Raw genomic sequence first — 14,689 nt, forward strand, 5'->3', positions numbered from 1 at the left:
GTCCGCTATGGGCTGGCGGATACTCCGGTGACGTTAGGCATGCCGGTTCACGCGATGGTTTCGTCCGATTGAACGACAGACGAACGCGGCGCAGCCGTCAGGCTTCGGCTCAAGTCGTTCCCACGGATACGACAACTCCCCGGGAGCGAACTGTTGTCAGTCCAACTCCCGGGGAGCAGTGAATCGTGGTCGCTACTTGACGCCGGAGAAGATCAGCGTCAGGACGCCGAGCAGCCCGTCGTGGCTGTTGATCGCATCCCACAGAGCCTGATCGAACATGAGGTTCTCCTCTCGATTGAGCGTTGTATCGCAGGATTCACGCTACAACGTCAACCTGAGGACGGATCTCAGCCGTTGTCGGGTTCGCCGAGCACGGTGTAGTCGCCCTCGGCGTACTCCTTGCGGACGCGCTTCTTGTCGAACTTGCCGACCGAGGTCTTGGGGACCTCGGTGACGAACGACCAGCGCTCGGGGATCTGCCACTTCGGAACCAGATCTTCGAGGTACTTGCGCTGCGCGTCGATGTCGGCGTCCTCCTCGGAGCGGACGACCGCCAGGACGAACGGGCGCTCGTCCCACTTCGCGTCGGGCACACCGACGACGGTGGCCTCGACGATCGTCGGGTTCGACGCGATGATGCTCTCGAGCTCCACCGACGAGATCCACTCGCCGCCGGTCTTGATCATGTCCTTCGCGCGGTCGACGATCGTCATGAAGCCGTCGGGAGTGACGGTCGCGACGTCGCCGGTGCGCAGCCAGCCGTTGTTGAACTTCGACTCGTCGGTGACGTTGCCGGCCGGGTCGTAGTAGGCGCCGGTGATCCACGGGCCCGAGACTTCGAGTTCACCGGCGGACTCGCCGTCCCACGGCTGCTCGGTGCCGTCGTCGCCGATGAGGCGGGCGGCGACGGGCGACGGGAAGCGGCCCTGGGTGACGCGGTACGCGAACTCGTTCTCCTCGGTGGCGCTCACCGGGGGACGGGCGACGGTGCCCAGCGGCGACGTCTCGGTCATGCCCCACGCGTGGATGATGGTGACGCCGTAACTGTCGAACTTCTTGATCATCGACGGCGGCACGGTCGCACCGCCCACGACGACCTCGCGGAGATGGCTGATGTCCTGCGGCTTCGCGTCGAGCATCGCCGAGACGCCGGCCCAGATCGTGGGGACGGCAGCGGCCAGGGTCGGCTTCGCGGCATCCATGATCTGCAGCAGCGGCTCGGGCTGCAGGAAGCGGTCGGGCATGATCAGCGTCGCGCCGCACATCATGGCTGCGTAGGGCAGACCCCACGACATCACGTGGAACATCGGGACGATCGCCAGCATCTTGTCGGCGTTCGACAGACGCATGCCCATCGTCGTGGTGACGATCAGCGAGTGCAGGTAGATGCTGCGGTGGGAGTAGACGACGCCCTTCGGGTCGCCGGTGGTGCCCGACGTGTAACACATCACGGCGGCGTCGTTCTCGTCGACGTCCGGCCATTCGAAAGTGGTCGGCTCGCCTGCGATCAGTTCGTCGAACTGGTGGACGGTGATGCCCTCGGGCGCGGTGATGGCGTCGGCGGGACCGTTGACCACCACGACGTGCTGCACCTTCGGGGTGCCCTGGAGGTACGCGGCGAGCATCGGTGCGACGGTGGCGTCGACGAAGATCACCTTGTCGTCGGCGTGGTTGATGATGAAGACGGCCTGCTCAGGGGAGAGTCGCAGGTTCAGGGTGTGCAGGACCGCACCCATCGACGGGACGCCCGCGTAGATCGCCTGGTGCTCGTTGTTGTTCCACATGAACGTGGCGACACGATCGCCGCGCTCCACACCGAGCTTGGTCAGCGCGTGCGCGATCTGAGCGCCGGTGTCGGCGATCTCGGCGAACGACTGGGAGCGCAGCGACTCGCCGGTCCAGGTCTGGATGGCCGCCTCCGGGAACATGCGGCGGCTGTACTCGACGAGGCTCGGAATCGTCAGCGCTCCGCGTTGCATCGTGGTCTGGATCAAGAGAGTCTCCTTCATTCGCGCCGTCCGGATGGACCGGACTATAGGTTCGCCGGAAAGTGAGCGGCTTCACTTCTCCATCGGCTAGTTTGCAACATTAGACCAGAAACCGCGCACCATTCCTGAGAAATGGTGCAGACGATGGAATGTGAGGCCGGTCGGGTGACGTCCAACGATGTGGTGGCACTTGCCACGAGGGCATTCATCGCAGGTGAACGCATCGAGGTCGGCGAACTCGCGACCGAGGCCGGCGTCAACCGCAGCACCGTCTACCGGCGCTTTCACGGCAGAGACGGTCTGCTCGGAGAAGTGATCTGGGGTCTGACGTCGCGCACGATGGAGGCGGCGATCCGCCGGTCGCGCGGCGAAGGCGCGGCACGGATCACGTCGTTGATGGTCGAGTTCGCGACACTCGCGAACACCGCCGATCACATCCGACTGTTCTTCAGCCGTGAACCCGAACGTGCGCTGCGCGTCATGACGACACAGGCCGGAGGAGTGCAACCCAGGATCGTCGAGCGGATCACCGAGGTGATCGACGACGAAGTGGCCGCAGGCCGCCTCACACCCCCGCTTCCGACGCCTGACCTGGCGCTGATCCTGGTCCGGATCACCGAGACGTTCGTCTACGCGAATGTAATCACCGGCGAGGAGCCGGACGCGGTCAAAGTGGGTCAGGCGTGCGGCGCGCTACTCGGGGTGAACGCTCATGAACTCCTGAGCGCGGCGACGATCACCGGAACGTGACTGTGCTCTACGTCTTTCGCCGCGGTGGCGATCTCGACGTCGCCGGCGGATGCGAGTTCTCGCAACTCGCCCAACGCTGAGGCCGACGGATCGCCGGCCAGTTCCTCGCGGTAGCGCGCCGCGAACACCTCGTACTGGTCGCGGTTGGCGTGATACCAACTGCGCAGTTCGTTCGACGGGGCGACGTCCTTGCACCACCGGCCGATGCGCGGGTCGTCCTTCCGGATGCCGCGTGGCCAGAGTCGATCGACGAACACCCGGTCGGCGGTCGGGGGATCGTAGACGCGGGCGACGGTCACACTCATGCGACACGCACCCCTCGCGCGAGCTTCCCCGCCGGTACGCGGAGACGGCGGGCGGCCACCCACAGGCCGAAACCGCCGATGGCCAGCGTCATGGCCAGTCCGATGTACCAGCTGCGGCCGACGTTCTGGGCCGACCAGTCCTCGTCGTCGTCGAATGGGCCGGAGGAATACACCTGATGGTCTCTGCACTTCTCATCGGCCACCTCGGGACCGGTCCTCGCCGCGGACAGCAGGTACGAGAAGAGCCCGGCGCCTCCTGCGTTCGATCCGTCGTGGAAGTCGCTGATGCCGCCCGCAACGGTGTCACTGACGATGAGCAGCGGGTTGGGCGCGAGCATCCACCACGTGTACTCGGTGTGGTAGAACTCCTTGTCCTTCATCACGAGGGTGCAGTTCGAGGGAACCGATGACGAGGTGTAGTCGTAGTGCGTGACCGCCACGCGGTGGTCCTGCGCGACGAGCGGGTAGGTGAACCCGAAGCCGATCGGCAGGCCGATGAGCAGGAACAGCACGGTGGCCTGGGTCAGCATCGCCGACGCCGCCGGGCGGTTGGTCAGTGAGGAGAAGCCGAGCCCGATGGCGCAGTAGCCGAGCATGATCAACGCGGTCACGATCACGGCGAGCACACCGAACACGAGCGAGGTGCGACTCGTCGCGATACCCCACAGGAGATAGGGGAGAGCCACGCCGATCAGGGCGAGTGAGGCGAGCCACGACCCGATGAGTTTGCCGATCGCGATGTCCCACGAGGAGATCGGGGTGGCCTGGACCAGTGCGAGTGTCGCGTCCCTACGGTCGCCGTTGATCGAGGTGGCGCTCAAGGTCGGCGCGGCCGCGACGCCGAGGAACAACACGATGCCGAGCGTGATGTCGAGGAGGTTCCTCGACCAGTCGCGATAGGTGGCGCCCGCGATCCCGACCACGAGGTACAGCGAACCGAGGATGAACATGCTGACGAGCAGAAAGAGGATCCCGGCGGTGATCTGCCAGCGGGTCGAGCGGATGCGTTGACGGACTTCGAGTCCGGCGAGGGTGAGAACTGCCTGCAGGTTCATGGGTCAGGTCCTGTCGGCGTCGAGGTCGAGGTAGGCCTGTTCGAGGCCACTGGTGACACGACTGAAATCGGCGATCGGCGCGCCTTGGGCGACGAGGCCTGCGAGGTGCTTCGCGGCCGACTCGTCGTCGGGGAGGTCGATGTACGACGCCTGGTCGGCGGGTTGTCCGACCAGGCGGATACGCCATCGTGGTGCGGCCGTGGCGGGTGTTCCGCGTGTCGCGCCACCCGTCATCATCACGACGTCGTCGACCATCTCTTCGAGCTCGCTCAGGATGTGCGAGGAGACGACGACGGCGGCGCCGGCGTCGGCCAGTGCTCGGAGCTGAGATCGAAGTTCGATGCGCGAGCGTGGGTCCATGCCAGATGCGGGCTCGTCGAGCAGGATGATCTGCGGCCGGTTGACCAGTGCACGCGCCAGTCCGAGTCGCTGCTTCTGACCGCGAGAAAGGCCGGATGCGGGATGGTCGGTGAACTCGACGAGGTGGACCTGGTGGAGGAGCTCCACTGCGCGCCGGTCGGCGGTGGCCTTGTCGGCGCCGTGCAGGCGCCCGAAGGCGGTGAGGATCTCGCGGGGCGTCAACGATTCCCAGGTGCCGAAGACGTCGGGCATCCATCCGATGCGAGCGCGGAGCGACTTCGGGTCAGCGGGTGCGCCCGCGAGGAGGAGTTCACCGCGGTCCGGGGCGAGAAGGCCCGCCAGCATCAGGAGGAGGGTGGTCTTTCCTGCACCGTTCGGTCCGACGAGACCGATGATCCGGCCGGAGTAGAGAGCGATGTCGGCGTGCGCGACGGCTTGGTGACCGCCGAACGATCGGGCCAGTCCGAGTCCGGTCAGGGCGGGGACGGTGGACGTCCAGCCGTGTTGTGCTGTCACGCGGTCACCTCGTCGAGGACACGCGCTCGTTGGAGCGAGTGCCGGACGAACGCAAGCGCCTCGGAGTGCCACAACCCGACGTGGTCGAGCATCGGATGTCCGCCTCCGGGGACGCCGATGTAGGTGGCGTCGAGGCCGCGGTCGGCGAGCTCGGCGATGCCTTTGGCAGTGCGCGCCGGGTAAGTGACCGTGTCGGCTTCACCGTGAACCGCGACGACACGCGCGCCGTCGTGGATCTGCCGCCAATCGGCGTACTGCCACCACGGTGCGAGCGCGAGGATGTCGGTCACTCGCTCGTCGTCGCCGAGCTGCGCGGCTATCCGACCACCCATCGAGTGCCCGATGACGGCGACCGGGGTGTCCGGATTCTCGCGGGTCAGGACCTCGAGAGCGTGTCGTGCGTACGGCATGGGGCTCGCCTGACCGCCGTTCCAGCCGTAGACGCGGTACTGCGCCTGGTGGACGCGCACGCGGCTGCCGAACGTCGCGCGGATAGACGCGGTGAACGGGTACATCCGCACGGCCGACCCCTGCCACGGCGAGAACGGCCGGTAGCTGAAGTCCGTGCCTCCCGGCAGAACGAGAACGTTGAGGTCGGGTGTCCGACCTTGGATTCGCGTGAACATTTGCCCCCAGTTCGCTTGGCCCTTCTGCTCCGACAATAGCGACTCGTCGATGGCAGAATCGTTCCCATGGCGCACCCGAGAGCTGGAACCCCTGCCCGCGACGAGGACCTGATCGACGTCGCCGCCGTGGAGCAGGCGTACTACGACGTGAAGCCTGACCCGTCCGATCCGGGGCAGCGGGTTGCGTTCGGCACGTCCGGGCATCGCGGCACCAGCGTGAACGGGTCGTTCAACGAGGCGCACGTGCTGGCGATGACGCAGGCGATCGTCGAGCATCGGGAGCGTGCCGGGATCGACGGACCGGTGTTCATCGGCTTCGACACGCATCTGCTGTCGAAGCCGGCGTGGCGGTCGGCCATCGAAGTGCTCGCAGGCAACGGCGTCACGACGTTCACGGCGGTCGACGACGATTACACGCCCACTCCGGCGGTGAGCCGTGCGATCCTCCGGTTCAACACCGAGAACCCAGGCGTGCAGGCCGACGGCATCGTCGTCACTCCGTCGCACAACCCGCCCGCCGACGGTGGATTCAAGTACAACCCGCCCAACGGCGGACCGGCGGACACGCCGATCACGAATCCGATCGCCGAGCGCGCGAACCAGATCCTGGAGAACGGGTTGCGTGATGTGCAGCGGATCCCGTTCGAGCGGGCTCGCGATTCGGAGTTGGTGATCGAGTACCCGTTCTCGGGGGAGTACGTGACCGCTCTCGGCGAGGTCGTCAATCTCGGCGCGATCGCTGCGGCGGGCGTGGAGATCGGCGCCGACCCGCTCGGCGGCGCATCTGTGAACTACTGGTCGGAGATCAAAGACTTCTACGGTCTGGACGGGCTCACCGTCGTCAACCCTCGGGTCGATCCGGCGTTCGGGTTCATGACGCTCGACACCGACGGCAAGATCCGGATGGACTGCTCGTCGCCGAACGCGATGGCGTCGCTGATCTCGCGTCGCGACGAGTTCGACATCGCGACCGGCAATGACGCCGACGCCGACCGCCACGGCATCGTGACCGGTGACGCAGGTTTGATGAACCCGAATCACTACCTCGCCGTCGCGATCGACTACCTGTTCTCGCACCGCGACGGCTGGCTGGAGGACGCGGCGGTCGGAAAGACGCTTGTGTCGTCGTCGTTGATCGATCGAGTGGTCGGAGGTCTCGGACGGCGACTGCTGGAGGTTCCGGTCGGGTTCAAGTTCTTTGTGGACGGCCTGCTCGACGGCACTGTCGGATTCGGCGGTGAGGAGAGCGCAGGAGCGTCGTTCCTGACCGTCGACGGCCGTCCGTGGTCCACGGACAAGGACGGCATCATCATGAACCTGCTGGCTTCCGAGATCCTCGCCGTGACCGGGAAGACCCCGTCGGAGCGGTACGTCGAGCTCGCCGAGCAGTACGGCGAATCGGCGTACGCGCGCATCGATGCCCCGGCTGGACGGGAGCAGAAGGCGAAGCTCGGCGCGCTGTCGTCGAGCCAGGTGTCGGCGACGGAGCTGGCAGGCGAGAAGATCACGGCGATCCTCACCGAGGCACCGGGCAACGGTCGCGCCATCGGCGGGCTCAAGGTGACCACCGACAACGCCTGGTTCGCCGCCCGCCCGTCCGGCACCGAGGACGTCTACAAGATCTACGCCGAGAGCTTCCACGGTCCCGACCACCTCGCTCAGGTCCAGGAACAGGCCCAGGCCCTCGTCGACTCCGTTCTCGCTGACTGATCGGCCTTCGCTGTTCCTCGAGCGCAGTCTCTGCTCCTCGAGCGCAGTCGAGAGGCAGCTACAGTCGTAGTCGTGAGCACGAGCCGCGAGAACACGAAGTACGAGCCGAAGTCGACGTCGAGCAAGACGTCGTATGCGCTGATTGGTGTCGGTCTGGCAGTGGTCGTGGCGGTCGTGGGTGGAATCCTGTGGCAGATGTTCAAGCCGTTGCCGCCGATCGACGACTCGGTTCTTGCCGAGAATGCGTCGTTCATCGTCGGTGAGCGCACTGCTCCGGAGACGATCGACGTTTTTGAGGACTTCCGCTGTCCGCATTGCAAGGCGTTCGAAGCGAACTCGGGCGCCAAGATCCAGGCGAAGGTCACCGAAGGGAAGCTGCGTGTCCGCTACCACGTGTTGAACATTCTGGACGGCGAGTCGAAGTCGGGGGACTTCTCGTCACGCGGGGCGGGTGCGATTCTGTGCGTGGCTCGGAACGACAACCGTGATGTGTTCTGGAAGCTGCATTCTCAGCTGTTCGCGAAGGCCGAGTCTGATCCGTCGAACTATGACATCGCGGGCCTTGCGGCTGCTGCGGGTGCGACGCCTGCGACGCAGAAATGCATCTCCGGAGGCGCTCTGGTCGGGGAAGCTCGTGAGATGGCCGATGCGTCGGCCGGGCAGCTGCGGAACTCGACCCGCGAGGGTGTTGTGACGCCACGCGTCCTGTCCGCGGGAACGATCGTCGAGAATCTTGACGACAAGGCAGCATGGCTCGACGACCTGATCGCGAACCCGCCGAAGTCGTAGTCGGAGAAGTCGTAGTCAGAACGGCGGTTCGCCTGCGCTGTTGAACTCCTTTCCGGCGAGGACTTTGGATTCGGCTTCGGCGCATGCGCGTGCGAAGCGACGCTGCGACCGGAGTCGCATGCGGTAGGCGCGTTTGGTCGCGGCCCGGGTCGCGGAACGCTGTGGAGGCTCCGATCGGTCGGGCGTTCCGGGCTCGACGGGTGCGCCGTGCCTGCAGGGGAGCAGCCCGAGGTCGGGGACGAGCCATTGGTTGGCGGCACGTGTCCGAACGGACTGTCCGGACGGGGTGACGGTCTCCACCCAGATGACGCCGTTGGCATCGGTCACGAGGTCGTCGAGCCATCCGTCGACGAATGTCTTCACCAGATGGTGGAAGCGGCACTTCGGGGCCAGGTTGCACGGGCAAGTGGCACCGCCCGACGTGGGGTCGGCATGGTTGTACTCGGTGACGTGGTCGAGATCGCACGACCACGCGGCCCGGGCGCAACCGGGCACAGAGCACGTGCCGTGAACGGCGCGGACGGCGGTGTCCGTCGCCGCTGTCGGGCGGTACGGGTTGCCTGCCTGGGCCGGGTTGTCGGCGATCGCCGCCATGTCGAGCGGGCGCACGGTGGCGTCCGGCCGCGCAGCGGCTTCCCGCACGTGGTGGGCGTCGATCACGCCGTATCCGTCCATCCACCCGGCCTTGTCCGACTCGCCGTTGAGTGTCGATGCATCCGCGACGACGTGGACGACGACTCGTGCGAATCGCTCGGCCACCTCGGCGTCGGTCGCCGTGGCCGGGCATTCGGGGTTGCCGCAGTTGCACGCGAACTCGCCGCCGGTGAGGCGTGCGATCGCGAGGTCGGCGCGGCGGGCACCGACCGAACGGGAGTCGTCGGCGCACGTCAGTTCGGCGGCGGACGCCTCGACGGCCTTTTTGGCGAGGAGGACCTGCTCCGCGTCGGCGGCGATCGTCAGTACGGACTCGTCGCCGTCATGCGACACCGCCACCCCCTTGCCGCGCGCCTGCCGGGCGTCACGCACGGCGTCGGGGTCGGTCTCGGCGACGTGGCGGCGTGCAATCGATGACGCGTCGGTCTTCGAGACGGGGCCGCTCCCACGGATCTCGGTCGCGATCTCCGCATCGACGATTGCCATGACGTCGGCTTCGACGATCGCCTTGCACTGCAGGATGATCTCGCGGAACGACGCGACGGAGATCAGGCCGTCGCGAAGCAGGTTTGCGACGTGCACGAGGCGGTCTCGTGCCTCCAACGCGGTGTCGACGACGGTCCGGCCCGCGCCGTCCGACATAGACATGAGCGCCGCCACCTCGGCGCCGAGCACCGTCTCGGCGTCGAGAAGCAGGCGATCCGACTCAGAGTCGTCTCCTTCGATACCGGCAGTCCGACGGTTGAGGACGGAGATCACGAGCTGCAGGCGACGCCACATGAAGTTCGACTCCGCGGCCCACAGGGTGCGGTACGCACCCATGTCGTCGAAGTCGTTCCCGGCCGACTCGGTGCCGAGTGCATTGAGATCGACCCGATCATCGGACGTTGTGGCGTTCATCGCGGCCGCCCCCTTCGCTTGATCGAATGTATGTTCTATGTTACGTCCGATTTGCGACAGAAGCAATAGTTTGATCGAACTTAGTTTCGATTCACTTGGGGACGGGGTTGGGTGCTCGCCCGAGGTGGTGTCGAGCCTTGGTCCAGGGGATTTGGTCGCTGCGAAGGCGGTACGGTAACTTAGCTAGCGCACTCAGAAAGGCAACGACCTGGGTGTGAACAAGTGAACACGGGGCTATGGCGCAGCTGGTAGCGCACCACACTGGCAGTGTGGGGGTCAGGGGTTCGAGTCCCCTTAGCTCCACTTCGAAAACCCGCTTCGACTTCGGTCGAGGCGGGTTTTTTAGTTGTCGATGAGCCGGGAATTCCGCTGCTCCGCAGCGTGATGGCCTCGCTCCGTCCACGTGGGCGAGTCGCGTCCCAGGTGCGTGGCAACAGGTCGTTCTCATGACTGGCGATGAGCGGGCCTCGGGAGATTTCTGCCGAGATGCTGATGCGCCAGCGGAGTCAGTCCGTTCGGCACCGAGCAGTTCAAGTCCGACGGCGGTCTGATCACCTCCCTCCTGCGCTGCCGCGACCGACGGTGGGGTTGCGAACGTTTCGTCGGCGACGAGAGTAACTGCCGATCCGCAGTTCCGACTGCCGTGGTGACCAGCGCGATCGCGCGCGAATCGCTCCCCTGGTCTGCATGGGCCGATGTTAGCGTCAGAGCTGAGCGGAATGGTCGGGAAAGAACCGAACACACTGCGTCATCGGAGCCCTGCTGCACGGAGGTGAGCTCGTGAGTGTCCCCGACAACGGTCTGTCCGCCGGCTATCGGATCGGCGATTTCGCCGGTGGTGCCGTCACGGAGTGGCAGGCCGAGGTGTCACGTCTGCATGGGAGGTTCACGGTGAGTGCTCCGGGTGCCGATTACACCGGAAGGCTGAGGTGGCAGGCGACTCAGCGGCACCGTCTCGTCGAGTGGACAGGCTCCCCGGAACGGCTCGTCCGTGACCGTGCGGCGATCAGCGGCGACGAACAGGACACCGTCGAGATCGTAGCGGTGACCTCGGGTCGGCTGACTGTCGAACAGGCCGGGCGCCGTATCCGATTGTCGCCAGGCGAGATCGCCGTCGTACCGCTCGACCAGCCGATCGTCTGCGAGCACACGGAGGTCAGCGGGGCGATCAGTCTGCTCGCTCCCTCATCGAGCGTGCAGCACCTGCTGCCGTCCACTGGATCGCTCGTCGTCGATGGTCGGGTCGGGCTGGCTGGGGTCGCGTTCTCCATGCTGACGGCTCTCACCGAGCAGCGGACGGCGTTGGCGGTGCGCGGATTCGAGTCGGCGTGTGAGCGAGTCTTCGATCTGTGCGCCATCGCGTCGGCGGAGGCGGCCGTCGACTCCGACGAGCACCGCGACGCCGTCGCGCAGGCCGTCCGTCACTACATCCACGACCACGCCGGCGATCCCGATCTGTCAGTGACGGTGATCGCGGCGGCTATCGGCTGGTCGGTGCGTCATGTCCAGTCGGTGGTGCGGGCCGATGGCTCGACGGTCTCCGAGCTAATACGGGCGCGGCGTCTGGAACTCGCCCATTCCGCCCTGACCAATCCGCGGTTCGCGAACACGTCGCTGACCGCGATCTCGACACTGTGCGGGTTCGCCACCTACCCCGTCTTCTGCCGAGCGGTGCGTTCCCGCTACGGAATGACGCCGACTGATCTCCGCCGTTCCGCGAGCGTCTAGGACTCCGCACGTTCGGTTCCGTGCGTGCAGGGTCAATTTCTCTGCGTCGTGGAGCAGATCATGCCGTGTGACAGGAGGCACAGTCGGGGGCATGAAGATTGCAATCACAGTCGACGAACTGCTGTTGTGGGACGGGACGCCGATGCCCGGCGGCTACTCCGCGTCGAGCGTCACGGACGCGCTGCTCGGTGCGTTCGCGGACAACGGCGTGAACGGGGTGTACGGGTTCGCGCACACGGCACCGCTCGAGGACGATCCGTCGAATCGCGAAGTCCTCGACCGGTGGGTCGATTCGGGCCACCACCTCGGAAACCACACGCATTGTCATGCGTGCCTCAACTGGGTCACTGGCGAGCAGTATGTCGACGACATCAAACGGTCCGAAGACTTCGTCGGCGACCTCATCGAGAAGGCTCCCCGTAAGTACTTCAGGTATGCGATGGACATGACAGGCGACTCGGAGGAGAAGCGTGGACGCGTCGAGGACCATCTCTCATCGGCAGGTTATGTGAACGCGCCGATCACGGCGTGGTTCGGCGATTTCGCCTGGATAGCGCCCTACTGGCGAGCGGTCGAGGGCGGTGATCACGACGCTGCGCGCATGCTCCGCGCGTCGTACATCGAGGCGGCTGTCAGTCGACTCAAGGGAACTTCGGAGGCTCAGTATCGGATCCTGGGGACCGAGGCACCTCTGATCTGGCTGATTCACGGGACGTCGATCGCACAGGACTGCATCGCGGAGATCCTCGCCCGGTTTCGGGAGGCCGGGGCTGAGTTCGTCGGCCTCGACGACGCGATGAGCCACCCAGTGAATCGGGTGATGACGCCGGTGACGCCCGCATTCCGCAATCATCTGCAGCGGCTGGCTGCCACCGTCGGAATCGACGTTCCCACGACGATCAGCGACGAGCGAATGGCGAGCGTGCTGACAACCGGTCTCGCCGACGGCGAGAGTCCGTTCGCGGTGTACGACGACCTGATCTCGCGGATGTCGACCCGTGCGGGCGGCACCATCGCCGACTGGTCGTGGACGTGATCGCGCGCGAGGTGATTCTGGCTCGTCGACCCGCGAACCGACAGGACTTCGGCGGCTTCGAGATCGTCGAGCGGGCCGTCCCCTCGGTGAGGGCCGGGCACGTCCTAGTCGAGTCGACGGCGCTCAGCATCGATCCGTCGATGATTCCGCGACTGACGGCAGACACCTATGCGCCGAAGTTTGCGATCGGCGACGTCATCGAGTCGCGAGCCGTCGGCCGAGTCATCGAGACGGCAGACGAGCGGCTGACGGTCGGGGACTGGGTGCTGCACTCGGGCGGGTGGCGAGACCGGGCCGTCGTCGATGCCGCGACCGCCTCGCTCATCGAGCCCACCGACGCGGTTCCTCCCGAGACCTGGCTCGGGGTCCTCGGAGCTCCCGGGCTCACCGCGTTCGTCGGACTCGCCGTCGCGGAGTTCAGGTCTGACGACGTGCTGTGGGTTTCAGGTGCTGCAGGCGCCGTGGGATCGGCGGTCGTTCAGTTGGCGAAGAGCCGAGGTGCTGGCACGGTAATCGGATCTGCCGGTGGCGCCGACAAATGCCGGTATCTCACCGACGTCGTTGGTGTCGACGCCGCGATCGACTACCGCGCCGGCGATCTCGTCTCGGCGGTCCGTTCGGCGACTGACGGCCTCGACGTCTACTTCGACAACATCGGCGGCAGTCACCTGGAGGCGGCGTTGGCGACGATGAACGTCGGTGGACGCATCGTCTCCTGCGGGATGATCGAGACGTATGGGACGCGCGGGCCTGCGGCTCCGCGGAACCTCACCGAGATCATCACCAGGCGTCTGTCGATGACGGGGATGCTCGTCACCGACCACCTGGAGATGCGGGCGGCGTTCCTGGCCGAGGCGGTTCCGCTGGTGGAGTCCGGCCGCCTCGCGTCGGAGACGACGAGGTTCAGCGGCCTGGAGTCCGTCGCAGATGGGTTCGCCTCGCTGTTGAGCGGCGATGGGAAGCTGGGTAATACGGTCATCGATCTGACGTGAGCGGCTCGACTCCCCATCGCTCCACCGATAACGAGCCCTTGACCCCGTTCGCCGACGACGTCAGTGGAGGCGGACACGAATCACCTGGCGTTACGATCCGGAGATGAGGAGCACCGGAAAGGCGTCTCGATCTCCGCGCGAGCGAGATCGACGTGTGGCGAGGTTCGCGCTGTGCGCGGCCGGTCGCTGTGTCCTTCTCGGGATTGTGGTTCTGGCGCTAGCGTTCGGCCTGTCATGGCCGTGGTGGGCGCGTTTGGTCGCAGCGGTGGTCGCGACGGCGGCGGCGCTGCTGGGCTGGGCATCGCTCGACAACGGACTTCGACCATTCCCAGCGATTTACGGTGGGCCCCGGCCCGCGACGATCACGGGCATGCACACCGACGGTCCGCGCACGCTGTTCGACGTCCGAGTCGATACCGCGCGCGGCTCGTTCGAGTCGGTGATCGCCGACCGCGTCCACGTCGACGATCGGCACCGGTTCAGCGTCGGATCGCGGTGGGAGGTGTACGAGTTCGCAGCAAGCCGGACCCGCGTGATTCTCACCGGCGCGCACGACGACGTCCGGCGCTACGGCTACGACCTCGGCGACGTCCGCGGTTTCACCGACGTCGACGGAACGGATGGGTACGGATCGGAGATCGTCGCCCGAGGGTTCCGCGACCGATTGACTGACCCGCACACCGACCATCCAACGGCGGCAGACCGCGCCCGCCCGAACTGGGGAATGTTCGTCGTGACCTTGGCGGCCCTGGCCGGTGTCGCGACAGGGCTTCCTGCTGCGGCGTTTCTTGTGCCTTGGCCCTGGTGGGCACAGGTGCTGTCGATCCTCGCGGTGGGGGCCGCGGGTGTTCTGGCCTGGATGGAGATCGTTGGGAATCTGCGGCCGTTCCCCGCGATCTACGACCGTCCGCGCAGTGCAACGGTCACCGGAGTCGAGACCGTCGGCGACGGCGACGGCGGGAGCATCGAGCTCTTCGCCGTCCGCGTCGAGGAAGGCGGTGTCCCGTTCGACTCGGTGCTCGCCGACTACATCAACCCCGACCAACTCCACCGGTTCTCCACCGGCACCAGGTGGCAGGTCTACGAGTTCGCATATTCGTCCGACCGGGTCATCCTGACCGAAGCGCACGACGACGTGTTGCGCGACGGTTACGACCTCAGCGGCGTCCGGTGGGGACGCGAGTTCACCGGCGGCACCGGGTTCGGGTCCGCGGTCCTCGCCCGCGGGTTCCGAGCGCGATTAATGGACAAGGAGACTCAAATGGACGAGGAGACGTAGC

13 protein-coding genes and 1 tRNA gene are annotated in these 14,689 nt (G+C 66.1%); 8 read left to right on the forward strand and 6 right to left on the reverse strand.

The window, feature by feature from the left end; all coding sequences use genetic code 11:
* Nucleotides 1-347: 347 nt before the first annotated feature.
* On the reverse strand, nt 348-2,009 hold the full coding sequence (locus WFK36_RS03120; RefSeq protein ID WP_336789572.1) for a long-chain fatty acid--CoA ligase: 1,662 nt from the start codon (nt 2,007-2,009) through the stop codon (nt 348-350).
* A 144-nt stretch (nt 2,010-2,153) separates the two neighbouring features.
* Here WFK36_RS03120 and WFK36_RS03125 point away from each other — a divergent pair, with 144 nt between their 5' ends.
* Nucleotides 2,154-2,738 carry a QsdR family transcriptional regulator gene (locus WFK36_RS03125; RefSeq protein ID WP_075052056.1) on the forward strand — a complete coding sequence of 195 codons (585 nt, stop codon included), beginning with the start codon at nt 2,154-2,156 and terminating at the stop codon, nt 2,736-2,738.
* Here the strand turns inward: WFK36_RS03125 and WFK36_RS03130 are convergent.
* The 4 genes from WFK36_RS03130 to WFK36_RS03145 are packed head-to-tail and all read right to left on the reverse strand — an operon-like array spanning nt 2,699 to nt 5,600.
* A complete protein-coding gene (locus WFK36_RS03130) occupies nt 2,699-3,043 on the reverse strand; it encodes a DUF488 domain-containing protein (RefSeq protein WP_336789574.1) in 345 nt (114 codons plus the stop codon). The two genes, WFK36_RS03125 and WFK36_RS03130, sit on opposite strands and share 40 nt — an antisense overlap.
* Nucleotides 3,040-4,098 (reverse strand): ABC transporter permease, encoded by a 1,059-nt coding sequence (locus WFK36_RS03135; protein ID WP_336789576.1) that lies wholly within the window; start codon nt 4,096-4,098, stop codon nt 3,040-3,042. The genes WFK36_RS03130 and WFK36_RS03135 overlap by 4 nt, the downstream gene beginning before the upstream one ends.
* A gap of 3 nt (nt 4,099-4,101) precedes the next feature.
* Nucleotides 4,102-4,974 carry an ABC transporter ATP-binding protein gene (locus WFK36_RS03140; RefSeq protein ID WP_336789578.1) on the reverse strand — a complete coding sequence of 291 codons (873 nt, stop codon included), beginning with the start codon at nt 4,972-4,974 and terminating at the stop codon, nt 4,102-4,104.
* Entirely contained in the window at nt 4,971-5,600 is a 630-nt protein-coding gene (locus WFK36_RS03145) for an alpha/beta hydrolase (RefSeq protein ID WP_336789580.1), read from the reverse strand. Before WFK36_RS03145 ends, WFK36_RS03140 begins: the two co-directional genes overlap by 4 nt.
* 66 nt (nt 5,601-5,666) lie before the next feature.
* Here WFK36_RS03145 and pgm point away from each other — a divergent pair, with 66 nt between their 5' ends.
* Both pgm and WFK36_RS03155 read left to right on the forward strand, forming a co-directional pair.
* Nucleotides 5,667-7,310, forward strand: a complete 1,644-nt coding sequence (gene pgm, locus WFK36_RS03150) for a phosphoglucomutase (alpha-D-glucose-1,6-bisphosphate-dependent) (protein WP_336789582.1) — start codon at nt 5,667-5,669, stop codon at nt 7,308-7,310.
* Between the two features lie 72 nt (nt 7,311-7,382).
* A complete protein-coding gene (locus tag WFK36_RS03155) occupies nt 7,383-8,099 on the forward strand; it encodes a DsbA family protein (RefSeq protein ID WP_336789584.1) in 717 nt (238 codons plus the stop codon).
* 15 nt (nt 8,100-8,114) lie between these two features.
* Here WFK36_RS03155 and WFK36_RS03160 read toward each other — a convergent pair whose 3' ends face one another.
* Nucleotides 8,115-9,653 carry an HNH endonuclease signature motif containing protein gene (locus WFK36_RS03160; RefSeq protein WP_336789586.1) on the reverse strand — a complete coding sequence of 513 codons (1,539 nt, stop codon included), beginning with the start codon at nt 9,651-9,653 and terminating at the stop codon, nt 8,115-8,117.
* Nucleotides 9,654-9,883: 230 nt separating this feature from the next.
* Between WFK36_RS03160 and WFK36_RS03165 the strand changes: the two genes are divergently transcribed.
* The 5 genes from WFK36_RS03165 to WFK36_RS03185 all read left to right on the forward strand — a co-directional run bounded on the left by WFK36_RS03165 (nt 9,884) and on the right by WFK36_RS03185 (nt 14,688).
* Nucleotides 9,884-9,956, forward strand: a tRNA-Ala gene (locus tag WFK36_RS03165).
* Nucleotides 9,957-10,433: 477 nt separating this feature from the next.
* Nucleotides 10,434-11,381, forward strand: a complete 948-nt coding sequence (locus tag WFK36_RS03170; RefSeq protein ID WP_008375766.1) for a helix-turn-helix domain-containing protein — start codon at nt 10,434-10,436, stop codon at nt 11,379-11,381.
* A 91-nt stretch (nt 11,382-11,472) separates the two neighbouring features.
* Nucleotides 11,473-12,417 carry a polysaccharide deacetylase family protein gene (locus WFK36_RS03175; protein ID WP_336789589.1) on the forward strand — a complete coding sequence of 315 codons (945 nt, stop codon included), beginning with the start codon at nt 11,473-11,475 and terminating at the stop codon, nt 12,415-12,417.
* Nucleotides 12,414-13,409: an NADP-dependent oxidoreductase gene (locus WFK36_RS03180; RefSeq protein ID WP_336789591.1), complete on the forward strand. Its 996-nt coding sequence runs from the start codon at nt 12,414-12,416 to the stop codon at nt 13,407-13,409. The genes WFK36_RS03175 and WFK36_RS03180 overlap by 4 nt, the downstream gene beginning before the upstream one ends.
* Nucleotides 13,410-13,512: 103 nt before the next feature.
* The gene (locus WFK36_RS03185) at nt 13,513-14,688 is read left to right on the forward strand and encodes a hypothetical protein (RefSeq protein WP_336789593.1); all 1,176 of its coding nucleotides are present in this window, start codon (nt 13,513-13,515) and stop codon (nt 14,686-14,688) included.
* Nucleotide 14,689 lies beyond the last annotated feature (1 nt).

This window comes from Gordonia malaquae (assembly GCF_037148075.1).
Taxonomy (GTDB): Bacteria; Actinomycetota; Actinomycetes; order Mycobacteriales; family Mycobacteriaceae; genus Gordonia; species Gordonia malaquae.

Excerpts from the sequence above, each read along its gene's own strand:
- WFK36_RS03135 (WP_336789576.1), bottom strand. The coding sequence starts at position 4,098 with ATGAACCTGCAGGCAGTTCTCACCCTCGCCGGACTCGAAGTCCGTCAA.
- WFK36_RS03160 (WP_336789586.1), bottom strand. The coding sequence starts at position 9,653 with ATGAACGCCACAACGTCCGATGATCGGGTCGATCTCAATGCACTCGGC.
- WFK36_RS03120 (WP_336789572.1), bottom strand. The coding sequence starts at position 2,009 with ATGAAGGAGACTCTCTTGATCCAGACCACGATGCAACGCGGAGCGCTG.
- WFK36_RS03175 (WP_336789589.1), top strand. The coding sequence starts at position 11,473 with ATGAAGATTGCAATCACAGTCGACGAACTGCTGTTGTGGGACGGGACG.
- WFK36_RS03145 (WP_336789580.1), bottom strand. The coding sequence starts at position 5,600 with ATGTTCACGCGAATCCAAGGTCGGACACCCGACCTCAACGTTCTCGTT.
- WFK36_RS03130 (WP_336789574.1), bottom strand. The coding sequence starts at position 3,043 with ATGAGTGTGACCGTCGCCCGCGTCTACGATCCCCCGACCGCCGACCGG.
- pgm (WP_336789582.1), top strand. The coding sequence starts at position 5,667 with ATGGCGCACCCGAGAGCTGGAACCCCTGCCCGCGACGAGGACCTGATC.
- WFK36_RS03185 (WP_336789593.1), top strand. The coding sequence starts at position 13,513 with ATGAGGAGCACCGGAAAGGCGTCTCGATCTCCGCGCGAGCGAGATCGA.